The following is a 13,162-nucleotide window of genomic DNA, read 5'->3' on the forward strand; positions in this document are numbered from 1 at the left end:
AACCCATGCACGATGCGCTGGAGCAAGTCATCGCCGAAGCCGTGCCGCAGTTGCGGCGCCTTTGCCGCGAGCCCTGGCACCTGATCGGCAGCGCCGCCGCTCGTCTGGCCGGCGCGGACGTCACCGTGGCCGACCTCGACCTGCTGACCACCGCCGAAGACGCCGCGCGCCTGGCCGAGGCCTGGCGCGATCGGCGCGAGCCGGCCTACGAGCCCGCTGGCGCCGATCGCTTCCGCTCGCGTTTCGGCCGCTTTCGTTTCGCCGCCATGCCGGTGGAAGTGATGGGAGCGCTGGAACTCCATGCGGAGCAGGGCTGGGAACCGGTCACCGTCGGCGAGACGATGTCTGTCCGCGTCGCCGGGGTGGACGTGCCGGTGCCGAGCGTGGCCGAGCAGATCCGCATCCTCGAAAGCTTCGGCCGCCCGAAGGACCTTCACCGCGCCGCGCTGTTGCGCGCGCTGGACCGCGGCGCCGAGGTGGGCGCCAGCTGACGTTTCCGCCGGCCTGGCCGGCTCCTTTTCCCGCCGCGGCTGCGCGGCTCATCACACATTGAACCCGACTCCCCATGACCGCGCTCCCGTTCAACCTCAGTGCCCGCCACAAGGGCTTCAACCGCGCCGAGATCGTCGACCAGAACTTCATCGAGTTCGTGCAGCTGTGGCAGGGCCGGGCGCAGGCCGCGCCCGACGACGGCGAGCCGGTGCTGCCGGGCAGCGCGCTCGATGCGCGCGGTTTTCGCGAATTGCTGGAGTCGCAGCTCATCTCGCGCCATCTGGACTTGATGGCGCGTGTGCTGCGCGTGCAGAACAAGGTGTTCTACACCATCGGCTCCAGCGGCCACGAAGGCAATGCGATGGTGGCGCGACTGACCCGCCATACCGATCCCGCCTTCCTGCATTACCGCTCCGGCGGCTTCATGGCCGAGCGCTTCCGCAAACTGCCCGGCATGGACCCGGTGATGGACTCGGCGCTGTCCTTCGCCGCCAGCATGGAAGACCCGGCCTCCGGCGGCCGCCACAAAGTGTGGGGCAGCAAGCCGCTATGGGTGCTGCCGCAGACCTCGACCATCGCTTCGCACCTGCCGAAGGCGTTCGGCACGGCGGTGGCGATCGAGCAGGCGCGCCGCATCGGCCATGCATTGCCGATTCCGGACGACAGCATCGCGATCTGCTCGTTCGGCGATGCCTCGTCCAACCATGCGAGCGCGCAGACCGCGTTCAACGCGGCGGCGTGGACGGCTTACCAGAAACTGCCCGCGCCCGTGCTGTTCGTGTGCGAGGACAACGGCATCGGCATCTCGGTGAAGACGCCGAGCGGCTGGATCGCGAACAATTTCCGGCATCGTCCGGACCTGGATTACTTCTTCGCCGATGGCCTCGATCTCGCCGAAGGCTATGCGCAGGTGCGCGACGCGGTGGAACACTGCCGCCGCACGCGCCGCCCGACCTTCCTGCACCTGCGCACCACGCGCGTGATGGGCCACGCCGGCACCGATTTCGAGATCGAATGGCGCAGTGTGGAAGAGCTGTTCGCGCTGGAGGCGACCGACCCGCTGCTGCGTTCGGCCGACATCGCGCTGGCGTCCGGCCTGTATACGCGCGACGCACTGCTCGAACTCTACGAGACCACCCGCAAGCGCTGCTTCGCCGCGGCGGAAGATGCCGATCGCCGGCCGCGCCTGGGCTCGCTGGCCGAAGTGATGAAGCCGCTCGCGCCGTACACGCCGGCCGCGGTGAAGGCCGAAGCCGAACGCGCCGACTACGCCGCGCGCCGCGCGGAAGTGTTCGGCGGCGAGGACAAGCTGCCCGAAAAGCAGCCGCCGCGGCACTTGGCCATCCAGATCGGCCAGGCCCTGCACGACGTGATGGCGAAGTATCCCGAGTCGCTGCTGTTCGGCGAGGACGTGGCGCAGAAGGGCGGCGTGTACACCGTCACCAAGGGCCTGTTCAAGACCTTCAAAGGCAATCGCGTGTTCAACACGCTGCTGGACGAGACGATCATCCTCGGCCTGGCCCAGGGTTACGCCAACATGGGCATGCTGCCCTTGCCCGAGATCCAGTACCTGGCCTATTTCCACAACGCCTGCGACCAGATCCGCGGCGAGGCCTGCAGCCTGCAGTTCTTCTCCAACGATCAGTACCGCAACCCGCTGGTGATGCGCGTGGCTTCGCTGGGCTATCAGCGCGGCTTCGGCGGGCATTTCCACAACGACAACTCGATCGCCGCGCTGCGCGACATTCCCGGCCTGGTAGTGGGCTGCCCGAGCCGCGGCGACGACGCGGCCGCCATGCTGCGCACGCTGATGGCGCTGGCGAAGGTCGACGGGCGCGTGTGCGCCTTCCTCGAACCCATCGCGCTGTACATGACCAAGGACCTGCACGAGGCCGGCGACGGCCAGTGGCAGTTCGCCTATCCCGCGCCGGGCGAAGCGATGCCGCTGGGTGAAGGCCGCGTCTACGACGCCGGCGCCGAGGACCTGGTGGTCTTCACCTTCGGCAATGGCGTGCCGATGGCGCTGCGCGCCGCGCGCGAGATCGGGAAGAAGCGCGGCTGGCGCACGCGCGTGGTGGACCTGCGCTGGCTGGCGCCGCTCAATGACGGTTTCATCGTCGAGCAAGCGCGTAGCGCGAAGCGCATCCTGGTGCTCGACGAAGGCCGCCGCAGCGCGGGCGTCGGTGAAGGCATCATCACCGCCATCGTCGAAGGCGGCTGCGGCGCTACGCCGTTGCAGCGCGTGGTGGGTGCGGATACCTACACGCCGCTGGCCGGCGCTGCCCTGCTGGTACTGCCGGGCGAAGCGGAAGTCGTCGCTGCCGCCGAACGCATGGCGTGACGCAGCGCACGGCGCGGGGACGGTGGCGATTCAGTCCCCGCGCCGTATGGTCGTCTTCCTTCGAGCCAGAACGAAGGGAGGCACCCATGAAACACGCCGTTCACGCGCTTCTGATCGCCTCGGTCCTCGCCACCGCCGCGTGCACGCAGGACAAGTCGGAGCAAGCCCCGCCGCGGCCTGCACCGACGACGACCGCCACCGCTTCGGCATCGAATCTCGCGCCCGCGCCGGACAGCAGCGCGGCGGAGGCCTCCTCTTCGGCCGAGCCGATCGCCAAGGGACCCTATCTGTTCGACCTGTTGCAGCGGCCGGATTTCGCCGCGGCGTTCCAGGCGCTGGCTGGTGCCAAGGAGCTGCCGGAGTGGACCCGGCAGGGCGGTACGTCCACGCCTGCGCAGAACGTAACCGTGGGCAGCAAGACCTTGCAGGCCGCGTCGGGCTGCAAGCCGCACGATTGTCCGAGCGAACGCATCGTGCTGCTATATGACGAAAAGACTCATGACATGTGGGGCGTATTCGCCCGCCGCCAGGGCGAGGCGCCGGCCGACGTCAGCGATACCAGCAACGACCAGTTGACCTGGCTGGGCGAGCCGGACGAGCAGCTCAAGGACGCGCTCAGGAAGAGGCTCTATTACCCCGAGTGAGTGCGACGGCCAAGCGAGGCGCTCCCTCTGAAATGAAGAGGAGCGCCGCCTCGCCCGGGGTCGTCAGCGTTCCCGGGCGGGATCGTCCACCACCCCTGCCGGCCAGGCGGTCGCGCAGCCCGTCCCCGGATTCACGGCCACGCGCACCCGGTTGCGTCCTTCCAATTTCGCGCGGTACATCGCGTGATCCGCGCGTTCCACGAGCGATTCCGGCGTGTCGTCCGGCCGGCGCATCGCGATGCCCACGCTGACGGTCAGCAGCCGTCCGTCTCCATCCACGGGAATGTCCAGTCGATGGACGCGGCGGCACAGGCGGATCGCCACCTGGACGGCCTGCGCCTGCGCCACGTCGCGCAGCACGGCGACGAATTCCTCGCCGCCGTAGCGGCCCAGCAGGTCCTGCGGACGCAATTCGTGGCGCAGTGCGCCGGCCACCGCCAGCAGCGCGCGATCGCCGGCGCGGTGGCCGAGGCAGTCGTTGAGCGCCTTGAAATGATCCAGGTCCAGGAAGAGCAGGGCTGCCGGCTGGTGATCGGCGGCCAGCACGGCCTGGAGCCTCTCGCTCCAGGCGCGGCGGTTGAGTACCTGGGTGAGGGCGTCGACGTCGGCCAGCTCGCGGACGACGTCAGTGTCGTGGCGCATGGCCAAGGCGTGGTCGGCCAGGCCCAGCGCCAGCACGATGGCCTGGAAGGCGCCGGCCACCAGTGCGGCGTCGCCGAGCCAGTTCATGCCGGGCAGCACTCCGCTGGCCTGCGCGCTGTTCATTGCGGTGAGCGCGAGCAGGGGCGTGAAGCCGAGCAGGAAGTAGCGCGCCGGGCGCGATCCGCGCCAGGCGGCGACGAGGCCCGCGTAGAGCAGCAGGACCGCGCCGATGATCAGTACGGGATAGAGCAGGGCCCGCGATGCGGCCGCGAGCGCGTCCACGCGGCTGATGCGCATCACGACCAGCGGCGGCATGCCCAGCGCCAGCGCGAGCGCACAGGCGTGAAGCGGCGGCGAGAAACGCTCCAGCTCGCAGAAGCGGGCCACGAACGCCGCCGCGAACGCCATCGACAACAGCGCCGCGGCCGGCCCGATGAGCGAGGCCGTGCCGGCCAGCCAGGTCCATTCCATCGGATGGAACACGTAGCCGGTCTGGATGCCCTGGATGATGCCGTAGCAGACCACGTAGCCCGCATACCAGGCGAAGGTGGCGTCGCGCAGCATGAGCGCCAGGCACGAGGTCATGACCGCCATGGCGAGCATGACGGCGAAGCACGCGCTGGAAAGCATCAGCCAACGCGCGTCTTCGCGCAGGTAGTCGCTCCACGGCGTCCATTCGAAGCGCACCGGCGTGGCGCCGGTGGCATCGGCCTCGAATCGCAGCAGCAAGGGTTCGGACGGAATCCCGTCGGCGCCGAGTCGCCAGGCGAGCCGGCCGTGTCCGTGCATCGGGGCGTCGAAATCGTCCAGGGCCATCCGCTGCGGCGGCAGGCCGTGCCGATACAAGGTGACGGGCGCGAGCGGCGGCGGATAGACGGTCAGCGCATGTTCCTCGGCGACCGCCGAGGGCGGTGGCCGGAGCACGACCCAGCCGGCCTGGCCAGGCCGGCTGACCCGGTTCAGCAGATCCGGATCGAAGGCGTGGAACTCGCCGCGGTCGTAGGCGGCCCACACGCTGGCCGGCGTGTCGCCCGGGCGCGCCTCGCGCCACGCGCCGTCCAGTGCGGAGGCCGGCACGGCCTTCAGCGGGGCGAGCAGGAGCAGCACGATGGCCAGCACACGCCGCCATGCTTGTGATCCGCATGTTCCGCCAGCCCGCACCCGAAGCCCCCCTTCGTGCCCGCTCGCCCCGCGCCGGAAGCGTTCCGGCCGTGAGCGATAGGGACTTGCATTCTGGCCGAGCGGGGCCGTCGGCCCCATTCGGTCGAACGGCATAGAAGGAACAGCCGGCGGACGCCGCGCCGGAGACGTCACCCAGTCTTAACCGCCAGTGGGGAAGCTTGGGCGACCGGCCCGCCGAAGGCCCTTGCTTCGAAGGAGCAATCGATATGAGCGCTACCAAGATCGCGGTATTCGTAGGCAGCCTGCGCAAGGCATCGATCAATCGCAGGCTCGCGCTCGCCGTGGAGAAGCTGGCGCCGAAGGAATTTTCGTTCGAACACGTGCCCATCGACGGACTGCCGCTGTACGACCAGGACTTCGACGGTGCTTATCCGGCGGCCTGCCAGCAGCTCAAGCGCACGGTCGAGGCGGCGGACGCCTTGCTGTTCGTGACGCCCGAGTACAACCGTTCCATTCCCGGCGTGCTGAAGAACGCGATCGACATCGCGTCGCGCCCGTGGGGCACCAACTCGTTCGCCGGCAAGCCCGGCGCGGTGATCGGCGCTTCAATCGGCGCCACGGGATCGGCGTTGTCGCAGCAGCATCTGCGCAATGTGCTGGCCTACCTGGACGTCCCGCTGCTCGCACAGCCTGAGGTCTTCGTGCAGTTCAAGAGCGACGACCTGATCGGCGCGGACGGCCAGATCAGCAAGGACGACACCAAGTCCTTCTTGCAGAGCTTCGTCGATCGCTACGTCGCCTGGGTACGCAAGCAGCTGGGTTGAGCGCGGCCCGCAGCTCGCCGTGCATCGGGCGTGGCGTGCGGCCCCTCAGGCGAGCTGCCTGGCGAAGCGTTCGAGCCACAGGAAGGAAACCAGGACGGCCGTCGGCGTCCGTGCGCGGGTGGACGCCACCGCCTCGAGCAGGCGCTCGACGCCGCGCGGGTCGATCAGGCCCAGGTCCGCGAGGGCGCATTCACGCAGCTGCGTGGCCAGCGCGGCCGCCTGTCTGGCGATCAGGGCGGGAAAGACCTCCTCGAAGGTTTCTTTCCGATAGCCGGCGGGAAACGTGTCCTCGCCCAGACGCTTCTGCAGATAACGGCGCATCAGCGTGCGTTGCCGGCGCTGTGCCGTCGGCAGACGGTGGCAGAAATGCACCAGGCGGGGATCGCTCAGCGGATTGACTGGCCACAGCCCACGTCGCGCGATGTCCGGCGCGCGGCAGGCCTGGGCCGCGAGCGCGGTCGTCGGCACCGGGCCGGCTGGAGCGCTGAAGCAATACGCGGTGCGTGCCGCTTCCCGCGCGCGGGGCGTGAGCAGCGCCGCCACCTCCGCCCGATGCGCGCGCTCCCGCTCCCGCTCGAGCGCTTCCGTGCCGCCTTCGCCGGAGAGCTCGTGCGCATAGTCGGGAAACAGCTCGTCGCCGCCCAGGCCTGTATAGAGCCGGTCGCATCCCTGTGCGCGGGCGATGTCCCAGAGAGCGGCGCAGGCTTCCAGGTAATACTCCTGATGGAACCCCAGTCGCCGCCCGGGCAACGGGCCCAAGTCGAGGCTGGGCAGGAAGTCGGCGATCTCCACGGTGCGGTCGCGCAAGCCGAGCTGTTCCACGATGGCCTGGCGCCGCCTGAGCTGGGGTGTGCGAGTGTCGCCGTCGAGCAGGATGCCGAGACTCGCCAGGGCACCGTGCCTGCCCGCCAGGCCGCAGGCGACTGTCGCCGAGTCCATGCCGCCGCTGAGTTCCAGCGCCGAGCGCTCCGCGGCGACCGGCCGCGCATCTAACACGATGCCCAGGCACGCGCCGAAATCGGCCAGCAGCGCATCGGCTTCCCGGGGCGGCGCCAGGTCCGCATCACGCGCCGGCGACGGGTACTGATGACTGGCCTTGCCCGGCTCGGCGGACAGCGTGGCGCGTTCGGTGAGCAGCACGATGCCGACGCAAAGCTGCCGCGCCGAGTACATCGTGTGCAGCGCGAGGCGATGGCTGGCGATCTCGAAGTCCAGCGCGGTCGGCGCGGCGGTCAGGTCCGCCGCATCCCAGGACAATTCCAACCGTTCGTCCGTGGCGCGGGCGTAGACCGGCAGCGAGCCAAACACGCCGGCGCGCACCTTGAGGCGGCATCCGGCCGGTGCCGCTTCGATCATGACGTAGTCGAGCGGCCACAGCAGGCATTCGCGGTGGCGGCGTTCGAATTCCGCGGCATCGACGTCGAGGATCGTGGCTTCCGCGGCATCGGCGCGGCGTTCGCGCACGGCCGCGAACCACTGGCCGTCGGTGCGAACGAGCACGCTCTCCAGCGCCGGGTGTTCGAACGGAGCGATGCGGCTTGGGCCAAAACGGATGGCGCCGTCGCTCCAGCGCGGGGCGATGGCGAGGTCGGCTAGTGCGATCGTGGCCTTGAGCATGTTCCGTCCATGAAAAGCCATCCATGAAAAAGCCGCCCCGGTGCCGGGGCGGCTTCGCGATCACCCGTGAACGGGCATGGCAGGCATGGCCGGCGGATCAGCCGCCGTCGCCACGGCCGCCGAACGTGCCGATGTCGCCATCCCAGATGGTCTTCGGCGCGTGCTTCTGCATGGGGGCCTGCTTCTGCATCGGCGCTTCCACCGACACGCCGAACAGATCAACTGCAATCACGCCTTCTTCACGCACGAAGAGTTCCTGAAGTTCCATGTGAATGCCCTTTGCAATGAGCCGCGACACTGCGGCCGGTCGAGCCTAGCACTGGGGCCGCGGCAAAACCGGTACTTCGTCACGCATGCCCGCGCAACGAAGTGGTCGGCCGGTCAGTCCGAGGGGCTGGCGCCGACGCCGCAGATGCGCTCCAGCAACTGCGCTTGGACATTGCGCACCGCCTGGCCGCCCGGCTGCAGGCGCTGGTAGTGGCCGTCGGCCTGCAGGATCGACGCACTGCTGTTGTCGGCCAGGTAGAGCTCCAGTTCCTTCTTCAGGCGCTGCTGCAGCTTCTTGCTCTCGATAGGGAAACCGGTTTCCACGCGACGGTCCAGATTGCGTTCCATCAGATCCGCGCTGGCCAGGAAGAGTTCGTCGTGGCCGCCATTGGCGAACCAGTACACGCGGCTGTGCTCGAGGAAGCGGTCGACGATGGAGCGCACGCGGATGTTGTGCGACACGCCGGGGACGCCAGGGCGGAGGCAGCACATGCCGCGCACGATCAGGTCGATCTTCACGCCGGCGATGCTCGCCTTGTACAACGCGCGGATCACCTTCGGATCGGTGAGCGCATTGACCTTGGCGATGATGTGCGCCTCGCGGCCGGCCTGGGCGTGCGCGGTTTCGCGCGCGATCATCTCCAGCAGGGTTTTCTTCAGCGTGAACGGCGCATGCAGCAGCTTCTTCATGCGCAACACCTTGCCCATGCCGGTGAGCTGGCTGAAGAGCTTGTGCACGTCCTCGCACAGCGCCTGGTCGGAGGTGAGCAGGCTGTAGTCGGTATAAAGGCGCGCATTGCCGGTGTGGTAATTGCCGGTGCCCAGGTGGGCGTAGCGCACCAGTTCATCGCCCTCGCGGCGCTGGATCAGCATCAGCTTGGCGTGCGTCTTCACGCCCACCACGCCGTAGATCACCATCGCGCCGGCCTGTTGCAGGCGCGAGGCGAGGCTGAGGTTGGATTCCTCGTCGAAGCGTGCGCGCAGTTCCACCACCACGGTCACTTCCTTGCCCGCCCGCGCGGCGTCCACCAGCGCGTCGACGATCTCCGAGTTCGCGCCGCTGCGATACAGCGTCTGCTTGATCGCCAGCACGTTCGGGTCCTTCGCCGCCTGGTGCAGCAGGTCGACCACCGGAGCGAACGATTCGAAGGGATGCAGCAGCAGCACGTCCTGCTTGCCGATCACCTGGAAAAGATCCTCTTCCTTCTTCAGTGCCTTCGGGATGGCCGGCGTGAAGGGCGGATACAGCAGCTGCGGCGCGTGCGACTTGTTCACCAGGCCCATCAGGCGCGTCAGGTTGACCGGGCCGTTCACTTCGTACATCTCGGCCGCGGTGAGGCCGAACTGCTTGAGCAGGTAGTCGGTGAGTTCCTTCGGGCAGTTGTCGGCCACTTCCAGCCGCACGGCGTCGCCGAAGCGGCGCGAATACAGCTCGCCGCGCAGCGCGCGGGCGAGGTCCTCGACGTCTTCCGGATCGATGGTGAGGTCGGCGTTGCGCGTGAGGCGGAACTGGTAGCAGCCGCGCACCGACATGCCGGGAAAGAGTTCTTCCGTGTGTGCGTGGATGATCGACGACAGCAGCACGAAGTTCTCGCCGCCCTCGCTGACGTCCTCCGGCAGCGGGATCAGGCGCGGCAGCACGCGCGGCGCCGGCACCACCGCCAGGCCCGAATCGCGGCCGAATGCGTCCACGCCTTCCAGCTGCACGATGAAGTTGAGGCTCTTGTTGACCAGCAGCGGGAACGGATGGGTGGGGTCCAGGCCGATCGGGGTGACCAGCGGCGCCACCTCGTGGCGGAAATAGCGGCGCACCCACAGCTTCTGTTTGTGCGACCACTCGTTGCGGCGCACGATGCGGATGCCCTGGCGCGCCAGTTCCGGCAGCACGCGTTCGTTGAGGATGGCGTACTGGCGCTCGATCTGCCGGTGCGCGATCTCGCTGATCTCCTGCAGCGCGCGCTTGGGCGCGATGCCGTCGGGGCCGACGATTTCGTGGTCGAAGGCGATCTGGCTCTTCAGGCCGGCGACGCGGATCTCGAAGAACTCGTCCATGTTGCTGGAGAAGATCAGCAGGAACTTCAGCCGTTCCAGGATCGGCTTGCGCTCGTCCAGCGCTTGTTCCAGCACGCGGATGTTGAACTGCAGCTGCGACAGCTCGCGGTGGATGTACAGGCTGGCGTCGCTGAGGTCGTGGGTTCCGCCCAGCGGTTCGCTCAGGGGCGGCTCCGCGCCGTTGGCTTCCTCGACCGTAAGGCTGGTGCGGTTTTCGCTGCTGGACATCGTGTCGGTCCTGGCCCCTGCCGGCGGGGAAGTGGGAGTAGGCATGCTACCCCGTTGCCGCGGCAGGCACGTCCCCGGCCCGCCGGTCACTCCGGGCCGTTTCGCAGCGGGTCATATTGCTACGGAAATTTGACGGCGGCATGACGGCGTCAGCCCCTCGCATAATCGATCAGGCCGGACGACAGGTGATCGAAGAGCCGGCGCACGGCGGGCGTGCGGCGCAGGTCTTCGTGCATTACCGCCCAGGTGTCCAGCGGCAAGGAAAGCGGTTCCAGCACGCGCACCAGCTTCGCGTCGCGCGCGGCGAGCGGCAGCTGGCAGAAACCGATGCCGTAGCCGGCCCGCAACGCCGCCAGCGCTGCCAGATCGTGGTCGGTGCGCAGCGCGAACCATTCGCGGGACCAGGGCAGGTCCTTCGGGCGCATGGTCCGCGCATAGGCCGGCTCGTGATCGAAGCCGATCAGGCTGTGCGCGCGCAGCTCCTCCAGCGTGGCGGGCGTGCCGTGCCGGCGCAGATAGCGTCGATGCGCGAACAGGCCCAGCTCGATTCGCCCCAGCCGGCGGGACACCAGCGCCTGCTGGGTGGGACGGGTCATGCGGATGGCCAGGTCGGCGTCCTTGCGCAGCAGGTCCTCGGAGCGGTTGGTGGCCACCAGCTCGATCGTCACTTCAGGGTTGGACGCGCGGAAACTCGTGAGCATCGGCGGCAGGACTTCCGCGCCGATCACTTCGCTGGCCGTCACGCGGACCACGCCGCGCACGGTGTCGTCGCCGGTGGTGGCCGCGCGGCGCAAGGCGGCGGTGGCCGAGGCCATGGCCTCCGCATGCGGCATCAATCGGAGGGCCGCGTCGGTGGGCACCAGCCCTTGCGGAGAGCGGGTGAACAGCGCCAGCGCGAGGGCGTTTTCCAGCTCGCGGATGTGCCGGCCGAGGCTGGGCTGCGTCATTGCCAGCGTGCGCGCGGCGGCGGACAGGCTGCCTTCGCGCATCACGGCGAGGAAGGAGCGGTAGAGATCCCAGGAGGGCTCGGACATGGCCATGCATATCTGTATAGCAGATATGCGGTTCTCGTGGATTTTCTTATGGGACATGCGCGCTCATGCTGCGTCCACCTAAGACGGATGACGGACATGAAGCAGACGAAGCGAGTCCTGGTGGTGGGCGCCAATGGCGGCGTCGGCGGCGAAACGTGCCGGGCGCTGTTGCGCCACGGTTGGACGGTGCGTGCCCTTGCACGCAAGCCTGGCGGTGCCTTGCAGGGCGTGGAGTGGTTCCAGGGCGATGCCATGGTCGCCGACGACGTGGCGCGCGCCGCGGCGGGCGTCGATGCGATCGTGCATGGGGTGAACCCGCCCGGTTACCGCGGCTGGGAGAGGCTGGTGCTGCCGATGCTGGAGAACACCCTCGCCGCGGCGAAGATGGCGGGCGCCCGCGTCGTGCTGCCGGGCACAATCTACAACTATGGATTGGATGCCTTTCCGGTGCTGACCGAAGATGCGGCCCAGCATCCGCCCACCCGCAAGGGCGAGCTGCGCGTGGCGATGGAGCAGCGCCTGGCGCGGGCCGCGCGGGAAGGCACGGCGGTGCTGATCCTGCGCTGCGGCGATTTCATCGGGCCGCGCAACACCGGCAACAGCTGGTTCTCGCAAGGGCTGGTCAAGCCGGGCAAGCCGGTGCGCGCCGTGACCTATCCGGGACCGCCCGCGCTGGGCCACGCCTGGGCCTATCTGCCGGACGTGGCGGAAACGCTGGCGCGGTTGCTCGATCGCGCCGACGAGCTGGAGCCGTTCGCCTCGTTCCACTTCGGCGGCTATTGGCTGGATGGCTACCAGATGGTCGACGCCGTACGCGCGGCGACCGGCGACGCTTCGGTGCGCGCGGCGCGCTTTCCATGGTGGATGGTGGCGTTGGCGACGCCGTTCGCGGAGACGCTGCGCGAGCTCTGGAAGATGCGCTATCTGTGGAAGACCGAAGCACGACTGGAGGATGCCAAGCTGCGGCGCTTCCTCGGCGAGGTGCCGGCAACGCCGGTGGTCGAGGCGGTGCGGAGTGCGCTGGTGGGAGCGCAGTGTCTCTAGAAGCATCGGGCGACGCCCTTCATCCCTCTCCCCGACGGGGAGAGGGAGCTAGGTTGGCGCACCTTTGGCGCGTGCCCTCTGCTCTCCGGCCAGGTACCGGCTCGGTGGCTCCCCCAGCACGCGCCGGAATGCCGCGGTGAACGCGCTCGCGCTGCCGTAGCCCAGCTCCATCGCCACGTCGGTGATGGACTGGCCGCGGCTCAGGCGGGTGAGGGCGGCGAGCAGGCAGGCCTGCTGGCGCCACGCGGCATAGCTCATGCCGGTCTGCACGCGGAAGGTGCGGGTGAAGTGGCGGCGGCTCATGCCCGCCTTCGCGGCCATGGCGTCGATGTCGATGTCCAGCGCGGGGGCATCGAGTATTGCGCGGCACAGCGCGTACAGGCGTGGATCGGCCGGCAGCGGCGTGTTGAGGGCGAGAGTGGGCATGGCGCGGATCTCGTCCAGCAGCAGCGCCATCAGGCGGCCATCGCGGCTCTCCAGCGCGTACTCGACGGGGAGATCGACGGCGGCCTCGAGCAATTCGTGCAGCAGGGGTGAGACGGCGATGACCTGGCAGTGCGCCCACAGGTCCCGCGCGGCGTCGGGCTGCACGTAGGCGCTGCGCGTGCTGACCTCGCCATCCATGTGCACTTCGTGCATGACGCCCGCCGGAATCCACAGCGCGCGCCGCGGCGGCACCACCCAGCTTCCTTCGGGCGTGATGGTCTTCACCACGCCGGTGGCGGCGTAGAGCAGTTGATGGCGCTTGTGCGCGTGCGCGGGCAGGACGAAGTGCGCGGGATAGTCGTTGCCGGTGGCGACGATCGGGCGCGGAGTGTCCTCATAGCGGTTGACGCGTGTCTGGCGCATGCATGG

The 13,162-nt window shown here is 68.8% G+C and carries 11 protein-coding genes; 5 read left to right on the plus strand and 6 right to left on the minus strand.

Annotation, left to right across the window (positions count from 1 at the left end; all coding sequences use genetic code 11):
- Nucleotides 1-5: 5 nt before the first annotated feature.
- The 3 genes from RKE25_RS09035 (at nucleotide 6) to RKE25_RS09045 (ending at nucleotide 3,477) form a co-directional block, all read left to right on the plus strand.
- Nucleotides 6-491, plus strand: coding sequence for a hypothetical protein (locus tag RKE25_RS09035; RefSeq protein WP_311841903.1), 486 nt, complete (start codon nucleotides 6-8; stop codon nucleotides 489-491).
- Nucleotides 492-565: 74 nt separating this feature from the next.
- The gene (locus RKE25_RS09040) at nucleotides 566-2,833 is read left to right on the plus strand and encodes a thiamine pyrophosphate-dependent enzyme (RefSeq protein ID WP_311841904.1); all 2,268 of its coding nucleotides are present in this window, start codon (nucleotides 566-568) and stop codon (nucleotides 2,831-2,833) included.
- Nucleotides 2,834-2,919: 86 nt separating this feature from the next.
- Complete coding sequence (locus RKE25_RS09045) at nucleotides 2,920-3,477, plus strand: Ivy family c-type lysozyme inhibitor (protein WP_311841905.1); 558 nt, start codon at nucleotides 2,920-2,922, stop codon at nucleotides 3,475-3,477.
- Between the two features lie 63 nt (nucleotides 3,478-3,540).
- On the opposite strand, the gene RKE25_RS09050 is transcribed toward RKE25_RS09045, so the two are convergent.
- Entirely contained in the window at nucleotides 3,541-5,238 is a 1,698-nt protein-coding gene (locus RKE25_RS09050) for a diguanylate cyclase (RefSeq protein WP_311841906.1), read from the minus strand.
- Nucleotides 5,239-5,507: 269 nt separating this feature from the next.
- Between RKE25_RS09050 and RKE25_RS09055 the strand changes: the two genes are divergently transcribed.
- A complete protein-coding gene (locus tag RKE25_RS09055) occupies nucleotides 5,508-6,065 on the plus strand; it encodes an NAD(P)H-dependent oxidoreductase (RefSeq protein ID WP_311841907.1) in 558 nt (185 codons plus the stop codon).
- Between the two features lie 45 nt (nucleotides 6,066-6,110).
- On the opposite strand, the gene RKE25_RS09060 is transcribed toward RKE25_RS09055, so the two are convergent.
- From RKE25_RS09060 to RKE25_RS09075, 4 genes are all read right to left on the minus strand, one after another.
- On the minus strand, nucleotides 6,111-7,682 hold the full coding sequence (locus RKE25_RS09060) for a hypothetical protein (protein WP_311841908.1): 1,572 nt from the start codon (nucleotides 7,680-7,682) through the stop codon (nucleotides 6,111-6,113).
- A gap of 97 nt (nucleotides 7,683-7,779) precedes the next feature.
- Nucleotides 7,780-7,950: a hypothetical protein gene (locus RKE25_RS09065; RefSeq protein WP_311841909.1), complete on the minus strand. Its 171-nt coding sequence runs from the start codon at nucleotides 7,948-7,950 to the stop codon at nucleotides 7,780-7,782.
- Nucleotides 7,951-8,063: 113 nt separating this feature from the next.
- The gene (gene ppk1 / locus RKE25_RS09070) at nucleotides 8,064-10,229 is read right to left on the minus strand and encodes a polyphosphate kinase 1 (RefSeq protein ID WP_311841910.1); all 2,166 of its coding nucleotides are present in this window, start codon (nucleotides 10,227-10,229) and stop codon (nucleotides 8,064-8,066) included.
- Between the two features lie 149 nt (nucleotides 10,230-10,378).
- Nucleotides 10,379-11,263, minus strand: a complete 885-nt coding sequence (locus RKE25_RS09075) for a LysR family transcriptional regulator (protein ID WP_311841911.1) — start codon at nucleotides 11,261-11,263, stop codon at nucleotides 10,379-10,381.
- Between the two features lie 96 nt (nucleotides 11,264-11,359).
- Between RKE25_RS09075 and RKE25_RS09080 the strand changes: the two genes are divergently transcribed.
- A complete protein-coding gene (locus RKE25_RS09080; protein WP_311841912.1) occupies nucleotides 11,360-12,307 on the plus strand; it encodes an NAD-dependent epimerase/dehydratase family protein in 948 nt (315 codons plus the stop codon).
- Between the two features lie 48 nt (nucleotides 12,308-12,355).
- On the opposite strand, the gene RKE25_RS09085 is transcribed toward RKE25_RS09080, so the two are convergent.
- Complete coding sequence (locus RKE25_RS09085; RefSeq protein ID WP_311841913.1) at nucleotides 12,356-13,156, minus strand: helix-turn-helix transcriptional regulator; 801 nt, start codon at nucleotides 13,154-13,156, stop codon at nucleotides 12,356-12,358.
- Nucleotides 13,157-13,162 lie beyond the last annotated feature (6 nt).

Source organism: Dyella sp. BiH032, from assembly GCF_031954525.1.
Lineage (GTDB): Bacteria > Pseudomonadota > Gammaproteobacteria > Xanthomonadales > Rhodanobacteraceae > Dyella_D.

Excerpts from the sequence above, each read along its gene's own strand:
- RKE25_RS09040 (WP_311841904.1), top strand. The coding sequence starts at position 566 with ATGACCGCGCTCCCGTTCAACCTCAGTGCCCGCCACAAGGGCTTCAAC.
- RKE25_RS09055 (WP_311841907.1), top strand. The coding sequence starts at position 5,508 with ATGAGCGCTACCAAGATCGCGGTATTCGTAGGCAGCCTGCGCAAGGCA.
- RKE25_RS09060 (WP_311841908.1), bottom strand. The coding sequence starts at position 7,682 with ATGCTCAAGGCCACGATCGCACTAGCCGACCTCGCCATCGCCCCGCGC.
- ppk1 (WP_311841910.1), bottom strand. The coding sequence starts at position 10,229 with ATGTCCAGCAGCGAAAACCGCACCAGCCTTACGGTCGAGGAAGCCAAC.
- RKE25_RS09045 (WP_311841905.1), top strand. The coding sequence starts at position 2,920 with ATGAAACACGCCGTTCACGCGCTTCTGATCGCCTCGGTCCTCGCCACC.
- RKE25_RS09065 (WP_311841909.1), bottom strand. The coding sequence starts at position 7,950 with ATGGAACTTCAGGAACTCTTCGTGCGTGAAGAAGGCGTGATTGCAGTT.
- RKE25_RS09035 (WP_311841903.1), top strand. The coding sequence starts at position 6 with ATGCACGATGCGCTGGAGCAAGTCATCGCCGAAGCCGTGCCGCAGTTG.
- RKE25_RS09080 (WP_311841912.1), top strand. The coding sequence starts at position 11,360 with ATGAAGCAGACGAAGCGAGTCCTGGTGGTGGGCGCCAATGGCGGCGTC.
- RKE25_RS09085 (WP_311841913.1), bottom strand. The coding sequence starts at position 13,156 with ATGCGCCAGACACGCGTCAACCGCTATGAGGACACTCCGCGCCCGATC.
- RKE25_RS09075 (WP_311841911.1), bottom strand. The coding sequence starts at position 11,263 with ATGTCCGAGCCCTCCTGGGATCTCTACCGCTCCTTCCTCGCCGTGATG.